The organism is Pseudomonas urmiensis, assembly GCF_014268815.2.
Taxonomy (GTDB): Bacteria; Pseudomonadota; Gammaproteobacteria; order Pseudomonadales; family Pseudomonadaceae; genus Aquipseudomonas; species Aquipseudomonas urmiensis.
In genome coordinates, this window is the sequence record NZ_JABWRE020000001.1 from 1402716 (window position 1) to 1419739 (window position 17024).

The 17024-nt window shown below is 59.0% G+C and carries 17 protein-coding genes; 8 read left to right on the top strand and 9 right to left on the bottom strand.

From position 1 onward, the window contains the following. Window positions 1-15: 15 nt before the first annotated feature. A complete protein-coding gene (locus tag HU737_RS06255; protein ID WP_225915583.1) occupies window positions 16-864 on the top strand; it encodes an RES family NAD+ phosphorylase in 849 nt (282 codons plus the stop codon). A gap of 66 nt (window positions 865-930) precedes the next feature. Here the strand turns inward: HU737_RS06255 and HU737_RS06260 are convergent, their stop codons facing one another. Beyond that, the gene (locus HU737_RS06260; RefSeq protein WP_186556114.1) at window positions 931-1962 is read right to left on the bottom strand and encodes a TauD/TfdA family dioxygenase; all 1032 of its coding nucleotides are present in this window, start codon (window positions 1960-1962) and stop codon (window positions 931-933) included. An 88-nt stretch (window positions 1963-2050) separates the two neighbouring features. Here HU737_RS06260 and HU737_RS06265 point away from each other — a divergent pair, with 88 nt between their 5' ends. Genes HU737_RS06265 through HU737_RS06275 form a run of 3 tightly spaced genes read left to right on the top strand, consistent with a single transcriptional unit; the run spans window position 2051 to window position 7084 of the window. Then, the gene (locus HU737_RS06265) at window positions 2051-3127 is read left to right on the top strand and encodes a hypothetical protein (RefSeq protein ID WP_225915584.1); all 1077 of its coding nucleotides are present in this window, start codon (window positions 2051-2053) and stop codon (window positions 3125-3127) included. Window positions 3128-3129: 2 nt separating this feature from the next. Further along, window positions 3130-6435, top strand: coding sequence for a UvrD-helicase domain-containing protein (locus HU737_RS06270; RefSeq protein ID WP_186556113.1), 3306 nt, complete (start codon window positions 3130-3132; stop codon window positions 6433-6435). Between the two features lie 34 nt (window positions 6436-6469). Then, on the top strand, window positions 6470-7084 hold the full coding sequence (locus HU737_RS06275) for a DUF3320 domain-containing protein (protein ID WP_367616011.1): 615 nt from the start codon (window positions 6470-6472) through the stop codon (window positions 7082-7084). A gap of 64 nt (window positions 7085-7148) precedes the next feature. Here the strand turns inward: HU737_RS06275 and mobH are convergent, their stop codons facing one another. Beyond that, window positions 7149-8864, bottom strand: coding sequence for a MobH family relaxase (mobH, locus tag HU737_RS06280; protein ID WP_186556112.1), 1716 nt, complete (start codon window positions 8862-8864; stop codon window positions 7149-7151). Window positions 8865-9086: 222 nt separating this feature from the next. Between mobH and HU737_RS26140 the strand changes: the two genes are divergently transcribed. Both HU737_RS26140 and HU737_RS06285 read left to right on the top strand, forming a co-directional pair. Next, a complete protein-coding gene (locus HU737_RS26140; RefSeq protein WP_225915585.1) occupies window positions 9087-9281 on the top strand; it encodes a DUF7740 domain-containing protein in 195 nt (64 codons plus the stop codon). A gap of 125 nt (window positions 9282-9406) precedes the next feature. After that, window positions 9407-9772 (top strand): histone-like nucleoid-structuring protein, MvaT/MvaU family, encoded by a 366-nt coding sequence (locus HU737_RS06285; protein WP_186556111.1) that lies wholly within the window; start codon window positions 9407-9409, stop codon window positions 9770-9772. 85 nt (window positions 9773-9857) lie between these two features. On the opposite strand, the gene HU737_RS06290 is transcribed toward HU737_RS06285, so the two are convergent. From HU737_RS06290 to HU737_RS06300, 3 genes are all read right to left on the bottom strand, one after another. Then, complete coding sequence (locus HU737_RS06290; protein ID WP_186556110.1) at window positions 9858-10796, bottom strand: ArdC family protein; 939 nt, start codon at window positions 10794-10796, stop codon at window positions 9858-9860. 89 nt (window positions 10797-10885) lie between these two features. Then, a complete protein-coding gene (locus HU737_RS06295; protein WP_225915586.1) occupies window positions 10886-11206 on the bottom strand; it encodes a hypothetical protein in 321 nt (106 codons plus the stop codon). Window positions 11207-11500: 294 nt separating this feature from the next. After that, entirely contained in the window at window positions 11501-11866 is a 366-nt protein-coding gene (locus HU737_RS06300; protein ID WP_186556141.1) for a DUF3085 domain-containing protein, read from the bottom strand. Between the two features lie 439 nt (window positions 11867-12305). Between HU737_RS06300 and HU737_RS26145 the strand changes: the two genes are divergently transcribed. Then, window positions 12306-12671, top strand: a complete 366-nt coding sequence (locus tag HU737_RS26145) for a hypothetical protein (protein WP_225915587.1) — start codon at window positions 12306-12308, stop codon at window positions 12669-12671. Here the strand turns inward: HU737_RS26145 and HU737_RS06310 are convergent. Genes HU737_RS06310 through HU737_RS06325 form a run of 4 tightly spaced genes read right to left on the bottom strand, consistent with a single transcriptional unit; the run spans window position 12660 to window position 16821 of the window. Beyond that, window positions 12660-14201 carry a conjugal transfer protein TraG N-terminal domain-containing protein gene (locus HU737_RS06310; RefSeq protein WP_186556109.1) on the bottom strand — a complete coding sequence of 514 codons (1542 nt, stop codon included), beginning with the start codon at window positions 14199-14201 and terminating at the stop codon, window positions 12660-12662. The genes HU737_RS26145 and HU737_RS06310 overlap by 12 nt on opposite strands. 9 nt (window positions 14202-14210) lie before the next feature. Continuing rightward, window positions 14211-14492 carry a hypothetical protein gene (locus tag HU737_RS06315; protein ID WP_186556108.1) on the bottom strand — a complete coding sequence of 94 codons (282 nt, stop codon included), beginning with the start codon at window positions 14490-14492 and terminating at the stop codon, window positions 14211-14213. Further along, the gene (locus HU737_RS06320) at window positions 14489-15844 is read right to left on the bottom strand and encodes an integrating conjugative element protein (RefSeq protein ID WP_186556107.1); all 1356 of its coding nucleotides are present in this window, start codon (window positions 15842-15844) and stop codon (window positions 14489-14491) included. Before HU737_RS06320 ends, HU737_RS06315 begins: the two co-directional genes overlap by 4 nt. After that, window positions 15844-16821 (bottom strand): TIGR03756 family integrating conjugative element protein, encoded by a 978-nt coding sequence (locus HU737_RS06325; protein WP_186556106.1) that lies wholly within the window; start codon window positions 16819-16821, stop codon window positions 15844-15846. The genes HU737_RS06320 and HU737_RS06325 overlap by 1 nt, the downstream gene beginning before the upstream one ends. On the opposite strand from HU737_RS06325, the gene HU737_RS06330 reads away from it, so the two are divergent. After that, a complete protein-coding gene (locus tag HU737_RS06330) occupies window positions 16820-17014 on the top strand; it encodes a hypothetical protein (protein ID WP_186556146.1) in 195 nt (64 codons plus the stop codon). The genes HU737_RS06325 and HU737_RS06330 overlap by 2 nt on opposite strands. Window positions 17015-17024: the final 10 nt, after the last annotated feature.

Sequence of the window (17024 nt, forward strand, 5' to 3'; positions counted from 1 at the left end):
GAATTCCAGGAGGGCATGAAGCACGGCAATCGGTTCTTCAACGATAACGCGAAGGCCTTTCTCGACTGGTTGTTCGACGACCTGGGTGAGTACTGCGCCCCATTGAGTGAACACGCGGTTGTTCCTGTACTCACGCCTGACAACGCACCGCCGATCTACCGCGCCCGCACCTGCCTGGCATCGGGAAGCGTGGATGAAATCCTGGCCAATCCTGCCCGCAATCTCGGGGCGCCGCCGAAGGCCAGGGCGGGCGAGGGCAGGATGAATCCCGCTGGTGTCCCTGCTTTCTATGGTGCGCTGGAGCGCCTGACTTGCATCGCCGAACTTCGGCCTCCAGTGGGCGGCACGGTCGTGAGCGGTGAGTTCAGATTGAACAAGGACGTCAGGGTGCTGGACTTCACGCGCCTGGAGGAGGCTGATCCGGGGCCCATGCTTAGCTTTTTCGATCCAGCGTTTTTCGCCAAAGAGGGCCGGCGAGAATTCCTGAGGTATCTGCACGGCGAGATTACTCTGCCGGTTCTGCCAGGCCTGGAGCGCGACTATCTGACTACCCAGGTCATCGCCGAGTACCTGGCGACGCACTGCAAACCTCGGATTGATGGTGTGATGTTCAGTTCGGTGCAGCAGGACTGTGGAACCAACATCGTGCTGTTCTCGCACGTGGCCTGCACAGCGGAGTCGATGACATTCCGCTTCAAGGGTGGCATGGGGCTCAGGGGGGCGAAAGCATCTGACGCACCGCGAATCGAATATGTGCCGGGCAGCTTGATCTATCACAAGATTCGAGGCTTGGTGTACGACCCAAGCGATGAACCCCTACGAGAGAACTCGCTTGGGCCGCTGACTGAGATGCATGAGTTCTAGTGCGCGAACCCTCTGCAACCAGGCTCGGGCGCCAAGAAACGCCCCAGCCTGGCTGACACCTGTCTGTCAGGGGAACAGCATGAAGGTGCTGTTGGGGTGGCGCTGGGACTCGTCGAGTTCGGAAGTATCAAGCCCGTAGGTACGCAGCATCCAGCGGGACACGCCGCCGTGTCCCTCGCCGACCTTTGTCCGGCCATGCAGCGCGATGCGGTTGTTGACGATGGCAATGTCCCCGGGCGCCAGGGCGACAGGGATCACGCAGTTCAAGCAGGCCTGTGTCAGCGCATGCATCGCCTTCTTGGCGGGCGTTTCACCAACATCGGCTGGCTGAGTGGAGCTGTGGCTGTAGCGAATCCAGAATCCGCTCTGCATGCGAAACAGCAGTTGGGCGTCATCGACCAGCAGTTCTTCGCCCAGGATCTCCTCCATGCCGTCGCGGAAGGTGAGCTGCGACTGCAGGATATATTGCGGTTTCTGCAGTTCCTGAATGTGCTCGGGGTCAAGCTCGCTCAAGATGGCTTCAAGCGGCATCACGGTCGTCGGCACTGCGTTGGGGTTGCGCAGCGCTGACAGGCAAACAAAGTCCGGCGATGGTGCAATGCGCGGGTTTTCAGGGTCGCGGTGGCCGCGCACGGGGAACGAAACACCATCGGTGTGGCCGTTCATTTTTCCCTGCGACTTTTCAGAAACCCGGCCTTCACCCGGAATCACGACCAGGTTCACGAAGAGGTCGCCGCCGTTTTCCGAACCATACGACACGGTATCGGCCCCCAGTCCGGCCAGGCACATGATTGCCGTGGCACGCGCTACCAGTGTACCGAGGCAGTCCGGTACCGGACGAAAGCCGATTGGCGTGTCAGGAATGCTCTGGGGGTCGAACACGCTGCGCAAATGCAGGCACGGCATTTGCCAAGCAAGATCATGAACGTCGCTGCGTTTACAGCCCAGATTGGCCAGTTCGGCATCAAGCGCTGGCAGCAAGGCATGGCCAAATGCAACGGGATCACTGAGCTGTTGAGCCATGTCCTCAACGCTGAGCTGCGACTTCCAGTTCGTGATAACGATTCGCAAAGCAGTACAAAAATGAGCGTCGATCAATTGTGTGCCTACGCGTGCGGGTGATATAAATGTGATATACGACAGCGTGACCTATCACGCGTTTTCTTGCTAGCGATCGTTCGGATCCATGAAAAAGCCCAGCCTCAAGCTCGCCGATTATCTCAACGGGTGCGCTAGTTTTCTAGCCTGCCTCAAGCCTTATATGAGTCTGACAAAAGCGGCTCAGGGATTCAGATGCAGGCTTACACTCCCTGATGGCACCTGTTTGGATGTGCAAGGCAAGGATGAACCTCATGTCGCGCTAAACCTCATGCACGCGCTTGTGAACGTGATGCCACTGGCTCCACGTGAAGAACAGAAAGAAAAGATGTCTGTCTCAACCAGAGAGCCTGCGGTGAACTCCCAGGCAACGGAGACGATCATGCATTCTGAGGTGAAGGCTAAACAGATGGATGAAGCAACTGGTAAAGCCCGCGAACAGATCGGCGTTACGACTAAGGTATCGCTGCTTGAGGAGATCGACGCGGTCGCCAAGCAGAGGGGCATCTCGCGTGCGATCGCCGCACGTGACCTTCTGCAAGATGGGCTGACTCGCTTCGATCGGGAGTCCCGAACCAAGAGCACATCGAAGCTGCTGGCAGAGTACGAACGAAAAGCAAACGACTTCGCCGGTGCCCAAACGAAAAACTGGAGCATTCGTGCTGAGCGTCGACTGGTCATGAAAACGCAGTTGACGGCGGGAGAGTACGAACGCTCCACCTCGTCGTTCGTAAATGGCCTTTTGGCCGAGGCGCTGTCGCACTGTCCGGTGGCCGCTGCGTTGGCCGTAAAGGCGCCGGTAATTGCCGATGCTTCCGTCGCGCTGGCTTTGGAAGCCATCGAGCGTGTAAAGGGGCCGAAGGCCAAGCAGATTGCTGCTGAGGCTGACTTGGGCGACAACCGTGTTCTGGCAACCTTGATTCTGGGCGGATCTGTCTTTGCACCTGCTCGGGTCATCCGCAAAATGGCGGATTATCTGCAGGTTCCCTTCGACGCGTTTTCCGTTGCGTTGGAGCGACGTTTTACGAGTCAGCCTGTACCTGCCTTCAAGGCCACTGCAGGTAAACCACAAGTTGATCTGCAGCGGAAATCCTGGAGTGTTGCAGTGAAGGAGCTGGAATTGTCGCCGGACGAGGAAGCTCGCCTGCTGAAACTGGAGGGTTGAGCATGAATCCCTTCGACAGGGCTCGACGGAAAGCCATGGATGTTCGAGAGTCGCTGGTGGGGTTAGCCGACTCTCATGGGTCAGTTTCTTCCAAGACGCTGCTTGCCAACGTTGAAGTGATCCTCGGCGTTGGGATCGAATTTGTACCACCGGGCCATTCGATTCTGGGTGGCACCGATGGTGTACTCAAGCGCAACGATGAGACCATGTACATCCGCAAGGATGTCAGTGAAGCCGAGAAGGCTTATCTGATCGCGCATGAACTGGGTCACTGGTACCTGGACGCCGATCTGCAGGAGACCACGTACGCCGATCTTGCGGCCATGACCGCCTCCGAAGGCAGCGAGGCGATCGTCAAGGTTGAGGCATACGGCGCAAACGAGCGCACTGAACTGCAGGCCAATGTGTTCGCGCGCGAGTTGCTCTTGCCTCGTATCGTCGCCCAGCAACAGTTTTTCGCGCACCTCGGCGCGAGTCAGATCTCGCTCAACCTGACGATACCGATTGAGATCGTTCGCCAACAGTTGTTTGACGGTCTTCTGTTGCCGATCCTGCCCACCGTACCGCCTGGTGCATTGCCAGAAATGACCGATGCGCAGCGCCTGGCGGCGCATGCCAAAGAAACGTTCGTGAACGTGGTGGCAGGCCCCGGCACCGGGAAGACGACCACCCTGGTGCACCGCATCAAGTACTTGCTTGAGCAAGGCGTGCCGGCCAACAAGATCCTGGTGCTCACCTTCACCAACAAGGCGTCTGCTGAATTGGTAGAGCGATTGGCTGCCTCAGGTATCAAGAACGCGACAAACGTGTGGGCGGGCACCTTCCACGCCTTCGGCCTGGAATTCCTTCGTAAGCATCACCACCTGTTCAACCTCCGCGCGAAAGTAAGCATGGCTGACAAGCTCATGCAGGTCAGGCTGATGGTTGGGCGCCTGGCCAAGGTCAGGCTGAAGTACTACCTGCGGCTACAGAACCCCTACGATTGGCTTCCAGGTGTGATCGAGCACATCAAGCGATTGAAGGAAGAGTGCCTGACGGTCGATGACTACCGCGCTCGGCTCAAGGCGCTGCCCCCATGTGATCAGGATGTCCAGGATGAGCGTGAGGACATCGCGACACTCTTTGAGGCCTATGAAGAGGCCATGCGGGAAAAGTGCTGGGTCGATTACGTCGACCTGGTCGCTTACCCGTCAATCCAGGCCCGGAGCGCGCGTGCCACCGTCGCGCAGTACCTCGATCAATTTGAGCATGTGCTGGTCGATGAATATCAGGATGTCACTGAGGTCATGGTCGAGCTGATCAGGCAGTTGGCCCTGAATGCGAATTCGGTGTGGGTGGTCGGTGACGTTCGCCAGGCGATCCATCACTGGCGAGGCTCTTCCATCAAGAGCTTGATCGATTTCGACAAGACCTTCAAAAGCTTGCGGCACATCACACCGACGTACAAGCGCTATGCACTAGATCTGAACAGGCGAAGCACGCCAGAGATTCTCGACCTGTTCAACTGCGCTGGCACGTATCACGCGCTGCGTCATCTGATGCCGCTTGAGCCGGTCACGGCTTATCGGCCATCGATTGGCGAAATCCCAAGGCTCTACCAGTGCGACTCCAACCTCGCCCAGGCAGCCACCCTTGAAACGTGCATCAAGGCGCTTGCGGCTCAGGGCATCCCCTACCGCGAGCAATTGGTCATGAGCCGCAGCTCCACGAACGTTGAGCACGTTGTCGAGGAGCTGACCAAGCGGGGCGTGCCGGTTCTTCATCTCGGGGACATTTGCCAGCGGCCTGAAATCAAGCGACTGTTCTGCCTGATGGAGCTGCTCTGCATGCGGCAGCCCAGGTCTTTGGTCGGCCTGATGCAGGATCCACGATTCCCGATGACGGCCCAGGACATCGAGTTGCTCATGCGTTTCACGCAGAAGGGCAGTGGTACCGCGCTTCAGCGTGGGCGATGGATCTGGAGCAATATCCCAGGCCTCTCGGCACAAGGGCAGGTGGCGAAAGCAAACCTGAGCATGTTGCTGCAGGGCTTCACGCGCAATACAAAGCCGTGGGTGTTCGTTTCCACGGTAATGCTGGATCGTCGCTACGGGTTCCCGAATCCGACTGATACGTCAATCGAGGCGCACACTGCCCGGCTCGCACTCTGGCTGTTCGTCTATGCAGTGCGCAACGGTGACGGCGATGGCAGCCAGTCCCGCCTCACCAAGTTCTTGCTGCAAGAAGAACTACGTCGGCGCATTGGCGAGAAACTGGCGGATCGAGGCATACCGCCTGAGGCAAGAGCCCTGGATGCCGTCAACGTCATGACGGTGCATTCCAGCAAGGGGCTTGAGTACTCGGCGGTGCATCTCACCAACGTCGACGATACCGCCTACGGGCCCAATCGGCCCTACTTCTACGATCTGCGTCCACTTGAGCTGATTCCTCCCGAGGTGCTCAACAGCACCGATGATGACTTTGCGTTCGAGGAAAAGGTAGAGCGGAATAACCTGCTCTACGTGGCGCTGTCCCGTGCCCGCGATCACCTGTACCTCTACCAGCTCGCTGACACCACCAGGCCGGCGCCCCTCAACGCGGCAGGCAAGAAGCTTCGAACACTCTTCGGCATCCGTTTGCCTGCCATAGCGCCAGCCCCATTGCCGATTGGCAGCGCCGTTGCGCCAAGCACAGTGAGCTACGAAGCGTTCCAGACCTACATGAACTGCCCGCTTCAGTACCACTACCGGCATGAGCTGACCCTGACGGCTGAGCAGGAGATTGATGTGTCTATCCGGGCGCGGTGGGCTGTCAGCGACATGCTCTTTGAGGTATTGAAGAACGCTGCCGTGCCTCAGACGGCGTTCCAGGCAGCGTGGAAAGCGCGCCTCCTGCCCCCGAAAACTGAAGATCCGCAGCTCTATGAAGATGCCGTGATAGCGGTGAAGCGAGGCCTTGCGCTTGTCGGTGAGATTCGGGGCAGCCTGGTAGAAGGGCTCGTATCAGAGGTCGGGGGGCTGCAGATCGTGCTGCCGTGGATGCTGTCGGTGGGCAGCGAACTGCACTGGATCCGGGCGCACGAAGGTCTGTCAGGGACGATGAAGCAGCTCAGGCCAATGATGGTGAACATGAATGCCCCCGGCATCCGGCATGCCACCATCTACTCGTTGATCACCGATAAACGCATTCGAGAAGGCGCCTCGCGTGGCATTGAGCGCACGACGGTGTACAAGATGTCCAAGCGGTTCATTGCGGGTGATCGCTTTGCCAGCAGAGGACGAGGGTGCAATAGATGCGCCTATCTGAGCATTTGCGACAGCAAACCCTGAATGTCAACTGATCACGGGCGAGGAGGGTATCCCTGTGGCCAATGACCCGGCTGGCGCCTTCCAGGAGCTCAAGTACGCGAAGGTGGCCACCGTTGAGGCCGCTGCTGAATATGTAGCCTACGTATCGGCAGACTACCCAGTCTATCGTGAGACAGATCCTACTCACGCCGTGGATGGCGTGAGCCCTGACCAGTTCTTCGATACCGCCTACACGCCGATTCTGCAGAGCATGATCGCCCACGTTGTAAACGAAGAAGGCCCAGTTCTCGACAGCGTGCTGTCCCGACGCATCGCCCGGGCGCACGGGTGGGGTCGTACGGGAGCACGTATTCGTGATCAAGTTGATCAGGTCGCGCGTGCGCACTTCAGGTCTTATGAGGAAGAGCAACTGGGAACCTTCTTCTGGCCAACCAAACTCGATTTAGATGCTGCAGCTACATTCCGCCGTCCAGGTGACGATGACTCCGTGCGCAGCCTGGCGGAAATCTGCCTTCAGGAGTTGTTTGCGCTCGTGGGTGAGATGGAAGCAAAGGGACACGCAGCTGAGGCCTTGATCCACGCCGTCGCCAAGGAGGCAGATGTTATGAAGTTCGCACATGCTGGCCGCTCGCGAATCGAGAAAGCCATTCGTCATCACAGGAATGATTAGGTTAAGGTGCCCATGGTTTGGATTGTTCGAGCCGCGGGCTACTCAATGGAATTGCGTTGGAGTTTTACCTGGCCAATGTAAGAAATGGATTATCCGCCGGTGATTCTTGGGATATGGCTGCCTTGCTGCGCAGAAGGTAGCCATTGAGTGAGCTAGTTTTGCGAGGACCTTTAACCTTGCAAGTCCAAATGTTCTGGCCATTGGGTTTTTTCAGATGGACATCTAGCTTCTCGAATTGGCGTTGGAGGAGCCGCCAACCGTCACTCTTGGGATCTGGGTCAGCCAAACCTAGGTGTTCAGCAGCATAGTGCTGGAAAATGCCCGGCGTGACTAGGAAGAATGTGCCATCCACGGTATGCACTTTAGCCTTACTGTCATTGACCACTAAGCGATGACTGTGAAGTCCTTCGCGCAGCCACTCCATAAAGGCTAATCCCGCGTCGTTTTGGTCGGGCGAAGTGGTAGGCCGGAGGCTTTCCGCAGTTGTTTCAGCCTGGAGCTCTGTCGGCTCCTGCAGCATGTCCATCAATTCGTCGAGATAGTCGGACTCCAGACTCAGCGGCACAGCAGTGGGCTGTTTTTCTGCCGCTGAAATCTGTGGACTACCCAGGGCCGACTCCCCGGTTTCACCGGTCAAAGGTGGGTCTATGGTCGGCTCAACAGTGCCACCGAAAAAATCCGGTCGGAGCTCATCGGCCCAGATCAGGGTCGGCTGCAGACGGAGGAAGGTGAAGCGATGCTGCCAGTCACCGTCCGTGACAATGCCGTTCCAAACCGCCTTGCCTTCCGGTGTCGCTTCCACCAATCCATGTGACTGCAGTTCATCGAACAAGGCGATGTTTGAAGAGGGAACTCCGTCCACGGCCTGAGCCAGCAGATGCGCCCGCAGATTGTCGGTCGTGGTCTTGCTGACCAGCCACAGGTGGTCTTCGGTCAGCCAGCCGACCGCGCCGGGCTGGTTGAGCTTGAACTTGTTCTTGACCAAGTGGCGCAGCCCCGTCAGCAGATGATGCTGCAGCGAGTGCTTGGACGCCTGCAAAGCCTTCGCGGGATTGCCACCGATGTTTTGCGCAGTGGAAACCCGGTCAGCCTGCAGCACCAATTCCCCAAGGGTCCCGGCGTGCTCGTAGTGGTCGGCGAGCAGAAACAGCAATTGGTTCCACAATGCTGGGTAATCGCTGAGCCAGTCGAGCAGGGCGGGCGACAGGATCTGCGTATAGAGCAACCCCGCCGCGGCGCCGTGCAGCTTGTAATCGCGCTCTGGGTGGTAGCGGAAACGGTAGGGCTGGTTCAGCGGGCCGTGCCAAGGGTGCCAGCGATCGGCATTCTGATACTCCACCTGCAGGTCGACGGCGATTTTGCCGATGTCATGCAGCAGGGCACCGTAGGCAATCGCGGCGCTCCAGGCATCAGCTTGTGCGGCCTGGTCTTCCGGTGCAGCACCGCTGGGAAGTAGATAGGATTGGCGTAGCTTCAAGCTGCAGGCCATCAGCTCCAACCCGTGATCGAGCATGCCCCCGGGATAGGCGTGATGATGGCTTTCGCTGGCCGGGAGTTGCTGCACGTAACTGGCGTAGCGGCGGATGGGCTCGAGGTAAAGTCGATCAAACTGCGCTTCGGAGAGGGCCGTGTACTGCCAGATGCGTTCGAGCAGCTTTCTCCGGTGATCGGCGGCGAGTAGAGATTCGGCCGACTGGGGAAGCAGGAAGCCCTCGGCGAAGGGCGTGGGGGTGGGCTCTGCCGCCTCACCTTTTTGAAATGTTAACCACCAGCGTTTCATCGTATGACCTGCTGTTCGTTCGGGAGGTCCTTTTGCCTTTTCGGATAGAGCTCTTACCCTTGCGCCCCCTTCCATTGCCGCCGTTACCCTTTACCGCCTTGGCCCTTTTCACGCGTGTGATAATTCGAAGCCAGGCACATCGGGATCGGCGGCCGCTCGGAATAGCGGTCCCTTTGTTCAGAGCGTAGACTGCCCGGCATGATTGCTAGAGCAGGGGTGCGGATGACGTTGAGTGATGCGGTATTGGTCGTGTTATTGGCCGATCGGATTCATGGCACGGACACGGCCATCCGATCTGCAGCCAAGCGCTGTGCGAAAAAGCTGCCCCGCAGCCAGCGCGATATCGTGTTCAAGATTGGAAACAGCGCAAATCCTCGGCAACTTGTGGCGCACCTGTGTCAGCACTTGTCTGATTGAGCGACCAAGCGAGGTCGTTTTAACCGGCACCTCGCAAGAGTGCGTGCGCCTCAAGTAAACCCTCGGATAAATCCGCAGTCTCAGTTATTATCCCAGCACTTGTCCCACACCTAGGAACATCATTCATGTCCAAACTTGCCGAGTTCAAAGCACTGGAAGCGCAACTGGCCGCCCAGCTGCAACAGCTGGATGCCATGAAAAACGACTCCGGTTTGAAGCAGGAAATCGAGTTTGAACAGAAACTCAAAGCGTTGCTGGAACAGTACGGCATGGGCCTGCGCCAGGTGATCAGCATTCTTGATCCGGCCAAGAGCTTGAGCGTACAGACCGCGAGTGCGTCCAGCAGTAGCCAGCGCAAGCCTCGCGAGGTGAAACGCTACAAGCACCCACAGAGCGGTGAGGTTGTGGAAACCAAGGGCGGCAACCACAAGATCCTCAAACAGTGGAAGCAGGAGCACGGCTCGGACACCGTTGAGAGCTGGGTGCAGTAATCACTGATTTACTGACAGCGGTAAAAGTCGCGCTGCGTACAAAATAAAGGCCCCGGATAGGGGCCTTTTTGTTGGGTGGGTGGAATCACGCGGTGAGTCGAGCTGGCGTATCCGTGGCTTGGTCACACTGCAAGGCCAACAGGTACTCAGAAGCTTCTCGAGCCTGACCACTGGCGCGGAAAATGGCTCGCTTGTCCTCCTTGAGTATCTTAAGCCAGGACGCCAGGTATTCCTCGTGACGCAACTCACCTGTGGTACCCGTGAGTGCGCAGAGAAACGCGGCGCCCATTTCTGCGACCAGTTCCTCGAAGGCATACGCCGTGGAGCCGAATGCATGCCCACCGGTGATGCCTTCACGGTTCAGACGAGTACGGTGGCCCGACCAGTGCGTCAGCTCATGCAGCGCCGTTGCGTAGTAGCTGCCGACGTCTTCGAACTGCGCTTTCGTAGGCAGTTGGATCAGATCACGAATCGGCTGATAGAACGCGTCATCGCTGTAGCGATGCTCGATGCGCGCCCCGCTGGCGACCAGCAGTTGCTCTGCCGGTTCATGATCGATGAAGGCCGCGGGCTCAGTGTGCTCGATGGAGGCTGGCTCCTCGTCAGGCAAGCCTTCGGTCTGCTCAATGTTGAACAGGCAGTGCGTGCGCAGGAGTGCGAACTGCACCAATTTGATGTTGCCCTGTTCATCGCGAACGACCTGGCCGTCCTCGTCATGCGCCTCCTTGCTCATCGGTTTGTACAGCACCGCGAGGGTGGATTGCTCGCCCTTGCGCACATGGCCGCCAGCCTTGCGTGCCTGATTGAAGGTCAGCCAGCGATCATGGGTGAACCCTCGCAGGCGGGCCTCAGCCCACAAGAGTGGAACGTTGATGCCGGCGTAGGGGCGCCGGGTAATGGCGTTGATAGGGAATGGGGAGTCAGCGCTCGAACCTGCTGTGGTCCAAGGTTTGATCCAAGGGATCACGCCCTGGCTCAGGGCACTGACGATCTTGTTGGTGACGTCCAGGTAGATATCGGACATGGCGTTCTCCGGTCGTGAAGGGGGGAACGCTGCCCGGCCGGGAAGGGTTCCCAGTGGGGGTAGAGGGGATAGTGACGGTGCTGAGTGGATCAGAGGGCGGCGATGTCTACCGCGCTCTCATCTGGCAGTCGGACGAGTAAAAAAGCCGGCCCGCTGCGTGGTATTACACGAGCCAGCTGAAGCTGCGGCAGATGGGCAATTTCTGAAGTGCCGTTGCTCAGCAGGTCGAGTTGCAGTGCTACGGGACGGTGCAGGGCAAGTGGTGCAGAAGTCAGCGCGCTATTGAGTAGGCCAGCCAAGCGCAGTGCGGACTGTCCAACCGGCTCCTCGCCTGCGGCAGGTTCAATGAACTGCTGCCAGACACCTGGGCTCAGCACAATGGCAGTGGAAAGGTGGTTCATCCTGGACATGGTGGTCTCCGGTTAGCAGATTCCGCGTCACCTTTCTGAGGTTTGGTGTGGATTGCCCGATCCGATCAACCCACCGAGCAGGGAGCGTCCGTCCATTAAAACGCGCCTGCACGTGGGGTCAATCTCCGATCATGACCTCTTCTGAACGGCTCTATCCAGGGCGTTCCAAGGAAGACTATCGGCCTTGAGTTCCCGACAAGCGGCGATCTCCACTCAGCCTGAACGTAGTGTGTAATGCCTCCCGAAAGGCCCGCTAGGTGCCTATCGGGAAGCGCGAAGTGCTCGCTTTTACGTTCAAGGTTTTCCCGCAGTATCAACCTCGGCGGCCAGGTACAAGTGGGTGGAGGTGGCCTCCACCACTAGCGATCCTGCAGTGCCACGAAGGCTGGCGAGAACGGGATCATCAACGTCAAAGTACTCGGCAAAATCATCGCCGCCGAATTCATCGCGGGCGCGACTCCACCAGGTGTCGAAGTCGTCGACGGCAGGGTTGCAACCGGTGGCGTAGGCCACGCGTTTACGCCCACCACCATCTGGTTTGCTTTCGCCAACCTCTGACATGAGGTAGACGCCGTGGTCTTTGACCAGTATCACTCTGCAACCGTTGATACCGGCCTCTGCCAATACGGCGTGAAGTTCAGTGCCTGTGAAACGCAGCATGATGAGATCCTCCAGAATGTGCGGAGGAATGCCACCCATGCGGGAGAATTCCCAGCACTGGAATGGATTGGGTTTGGGGGCGTCAAAGACGCGGGCTCAATGAGCTATGGGGGATTGGAAGGCGTTCATCACCGGGGAGCGGTGACCATGCGAGCTGCCGAACGCGAATCGCATTTGGGGATAACCATCACATACGTGACGTAGCCTCAAAGGTTATGGCTACCTGGGATGCTGGAAAACCAGCGATTGCCCTTACTCAATATCAGGCAGGCTGGCTGTGGTCAACGGTGGGACAGATGTAAAGCCAGGCTCCGTTTCCGCATTGTTCCATGGCGATGTTTCAGTTCGATTCTGAACGATGAGCGGTGCTGTTCGCGGGACGGAAAGGAGTAGAATTGAATCTTGGATCCAACGGGCTACCGGCCTGTGGAGGTGCAACATGAATAGCAAAATCCGTCCTCATTCAGTTTCGGGTCGTATCGGTTTTAGCCTTGGAACAGCCTGGCGAAATTTGGCATCCAAATTAGTAAGCTCTCAGCGTTCGACTCAAATACCGCATAGACAACTTTGGGTTACTGCAGGTGTTAGGCTACTTTGCCTGATCGGCCTTGCTGCAGTAGCTCTCGCCTTTGCTTTGCTGATCATCACCAGCCTGGCAGTTGCTCTGGTTCGAAGCTGGTGGGAGAACGCCGAACCTGTGACAAGTCGAGAAGAATCAGTCCCAGACGCTCTGGGTGCTGACCTCTATATTGGCGATTATGATAGCAACGGCCATTACATAGGTAACTTTAAGTCACCTGATTGATTTCTTGCCGGCACTCGTCAATTGCGCTGTGCCTTTGCTTGCAGCGTCGGTTGCATTCTTGCCGCCACTTGCCAACATGCTCTGGATCCCATTTCCCACGGCGTAACCTGCCCAGCTTATAGTGCCTACGAACAATGCAGGCAATACAATGAACATTGCACCCATGACGTACTCGATTACCTGCGCGGTAACCGTCCCATCCATGAGTCCTGCCGTCGGTAACGACAACAGCGCTTGGTCTGTGGCAGAGACCTGGTTGTACAGGGTTTCGAGCATGCTCGAATCTATCCAGCGCGCAAGCTCCCACCAGAACGTCAGCATATGTAGGGTGAACAGCGCAAACGTGATCGTCATGAGCGCTTTCAACTGGTAGGTGCTGATCAGTAGCACCAGTGGCAAGCTGATGATGGTGCCCATGATCAGAAAGGCCTGTACCATCGGCAAGGCCGCGCGCAGCGCATTCATCGCCGGGAAATTGCTGAACGAGCCCAGGGCCAGGCCGGTGTTAGTGGCCAAGTTGTTGAGACCCTGCGTCAGTGAACCACCTCTGGCACTGCTGCCGTAGTCCTGGAACACCTGCCCGGGTGCCATGCTTAATGATTGCTGCCGTGGGCTCACCAGCTCGCGCAAGGTGGCATCTTCGATCTCTGTGGACGTACGCCCGGTCAGCCAACCTCGCAGTTGCGACATCAGCGTTGGATCCACCTCGGCCACCAAGCGGTCTCGCAGTCCGATCGCGCCATCGCTCCACCACTGCTTGCAGGTGGGATAACCAGCACCATTGTCGAGCTGGGGCAGCGAGGTATCTCTCGTCTCGTCGTACGGCCAATCGAGCCTGGGCATTCGCGAGCGATCGGTATCGTAGTAACCCGGTGTATTGAGCAGGTAGGTCGAGCCGATCCAGGACGCGTCATAGCTCTGCGCTTCGTCGAGTTCAGGGCGATTGGTAAAGAGCCGGGAGCGCGAAAAGCCGTAGCAGTCCCGGGTGAAGTCGGCAACTTCCTGCAGCAGCACTTGGTCGTTGATCCGCGAGCTGTCGATCTCCATGCGCATTGCACGGATGTCGGGTGCACACGGGATCGACGCCGTCGCCGCGGCGGTGATGCCTTTGCTCATGGCATGCACCAGGAACCACCACACGGGCACGTTCGCGGATTTCTCGCCGATGGTGTTGAAGGTTGTGCCCCAAGCCGTATCCGCAGGTTTGGCCATGGATACGCCACAGCGCTGGCTCGCTGCGTCGTCAAAGCTCACGGAGGACAGGTTGAGCGGAAAGAACGGCATGCAGCCAAACAGTATGACCACGTAGCTCATCCACAGCCTGTTCTCGACGCGAGGGATCGACAACAGCCCCTTGTTGCCCTCGTCGGCACCCTGTTGGCGGGCCGACAGCCATTCCTGCAGGATGATCGCGCCGAACGGAGCGGCGAACAGCCCGGTGTCCGCCAGCGTGTTCCAGATGCCGTTATTGATGATCCAGGCCAGCAGCGAAAGGTAATACTCGAGGTAGCTGTTGGTGCTCATGTTCATGGTTGCACCTCACACGCGAGACAGTTCGACCAGGATGATCGAGCTGAAGCCGATCAATGCCAGGCGCTTCAGCCTTTGTTGATCTGCAGGCGTGGGCCGCCTGCGCAACGCTGCGGCCCAACCGGCGCGCCAGCACGCGAAGTAGGGCGCTGCCCCTCGTGCCGGTTTGAGCCAATTCAGCTGGGTCATTGACAGGTGCAGCGCCATCCAAGCAATCAGCAACATGACCAGCATGGCGCCGAGGATCAGCAGTACACGCGCGAACGTGGATCTCACTGAAATCAAGATCATGGCGTGCTCCTCTCCTGTTCGGCTCGGCGCAGGCGATCCGGCTCCGGATCGCGCTGATCGATGCTACGCGAGGCGTCTGCACCGCCGGCGTGGCGATCGAGCACAAGGCTGGCGGTATTGGTGGCCAGCGCCTGGCGTACCTGCAGCTCGGTTTGCAGCAGGCGGATCTCGCGCTCGAGGGTTTCGACGTTGCCGTTGAGGGCAGTGGTGGCGGGCTGCGCCGAGGCCACGTTAGGCTCATGGCTGCCCGCAAACAGCGTGCGCTGCAGCAGCATCGCCTTGTAGATCACGCTCGATAGTGCGGTTTCGCTGGCCAGGCGTCGGGCCAGGAGGTTCTGGTCGGGGTCGTCGCGTAGCCCCTCGATGACACCGCGGGAGACCTGCAGCAACGGGCTGGAGACCTTGCCCAGGTTCGCCGGTGTTGGCTGCTCGGCGCCTGAAACCATGCGTTGCAAGCCTTCCAGGTTTTCCGTGTAGGTTTCCTGGATCAGTGGCGACAGGCCGGTGCCAGCGGTTACCCGCAATGTCTCGCAGTCGTCGCAGGTTTGAACCTCGGTTTCCCCGAGCACACGCGTCGCCCACTCAGAGGCCTCCTCGGGACTTGACCAGGCTTGGCAGATGGCGCCGCTCTGGCAATTCGAACCCAGTGCTGAGGTATCCTCGACCGCCCGGTTGTGCAGCAGGTTGTAGCCGGCTTTGACGACGTCCGAAGTGACCCGGATGGGTTGCTGGGCGTTGCCACCGGCTTTTTGCCCACCGACCCAGCTGACGCCGTTGTTGCCGTTGTTGGATTCGGTGTCCTTCACCGCCGTCACGGCATCACCGCCGGACTGCTCCAGGTTGTGCTGCATTTCCTGGTTCTGCGCCAGCGCGCCCCAGCCGGCCTGGTCGACCTTGTCGGCCATCTTCGCCGCCATTGCCTGGCAGGTGAGCTTGGATCGGTCGAAGTCGATCCGTCCCTGCAGAACACCATTGCTCAGCAGCTCATACAGCCCGGGATTGGCGCGTTGGATGATCATCGCCGGCAGCGACATGACCGCCTGCGTGGCGTTCTGGATGACGTTGCCCATGATCTGCTGGAAACCCTGGGTGGCGCCATTGAGCTGGTTCTGCAGGGTGTTCGAGAGGTTCATGTTTCCGCACATCATGTTGGCGCGCCAAGACATGCCCACGCCAAGGCCATTGGGTCGGTAGAGCGAGGAGGGCGCTCCTGCCGCAGAACCACCGCCGATGGTGTACATCACGCGGTCGTCCAGGACCTGGGCCTGGTCACCAAGGTGGTAGCCGTTCTCGGCGGCGTGGCCCACGGCATAGACGAGGAAGCACAGCAATCCGAGCGAGAGATTCTTCATCACTGGCCTCCGTCAAAATCGATGCTGAACAGGAAGGTCTGGCCCATGCGCTGGCAGCAGCGGTACGGACGCCACAGCGCCCAGGCATAGGCACCGTCGGCGCTTTGGACCGTTGGGCTGGGGAAGATGGCGCAGGTGTTCTGGATCAACGGGACGAGCAGCTGCCAGCGATGGTTGTTGACGTTGTTCTCCAGTACCGGCTGCGGCGGCCAGTAGCCGGGCGCTGGCATCGGCTGCAGCGGCCGATAGACGTGCGGCTGGCCAGCGCGAGTGATGAAGTCACTGGCGCGTTGAGCCATAACGGCGCCCGCCTTGAAATCGTCGGGCTGCACCAGAAAACCGTGGCGTGGGTAGACGCTACCCCACATGTCGCCAAGTGCCTGATTGCCGATCTCGCGCACTCCCGGAACCTGTGCTTGCGAGTAGACGGATTCGGGAATAGCTTGGCGCCATGCCAGCGGGTCGAGCGTACTGAGGTAGTAGGGCGCAAACGGCACGGCACCGCTTGGGCACGCATAGCCGAACGTGTGCGCCAAGGCCGTCAGGGCAGCCCCGCCGGGGTGCCCGATGCCGTCGACATTCTTGAACCGAGGAAGGTTATCGCGCTGCAGCGAAGGCGTGATCAGGTTGCCACCGCCTTGGGAGGCTGACGTCGGCATCGACAGTGCGGACATCTCACTCCAGGGATTGCCCCCGGTGTCGGCGTAGCTCGATATCACCAGTTCGGGAATGAAGTGACGGATCTTCGGCGAGGTGCGCACCGTGCAGCCGAACGGCGTGCACAGCAGCCAGTAGCAGATCCCGACGACCCGATACTCCAGGCACTGTAGCGAAGTGACTGAGGCGATGATGGTCGGGGTAGTCAGTGCCAGGCACTGCTCGGTCGCGACGAGCAGAACCGCTGCGGGGAAGGCACGACTTCGGCCGGCCTTCCTGGGCTTCGGTGATCTGCAGTGGATGGAGGCGGTCACGTTCATGGGCAACGCTCGGCAGGTGGCAGCGGTGTGCGTCCATGCGCCAGGTTTCAGCATCCCGGATCCGGCACTGGAGAGGGACGGACAAACCGAGCCCGGGGTGATCGGTTTCGTCTGGCGCCTGATTCAGCAGCGTGAGGTGAGTAAAACAGCGAAGGAGTACAAATGTGCTCTTGTCGATTTTTTGCTGAGCTAAGGGCTTGCGG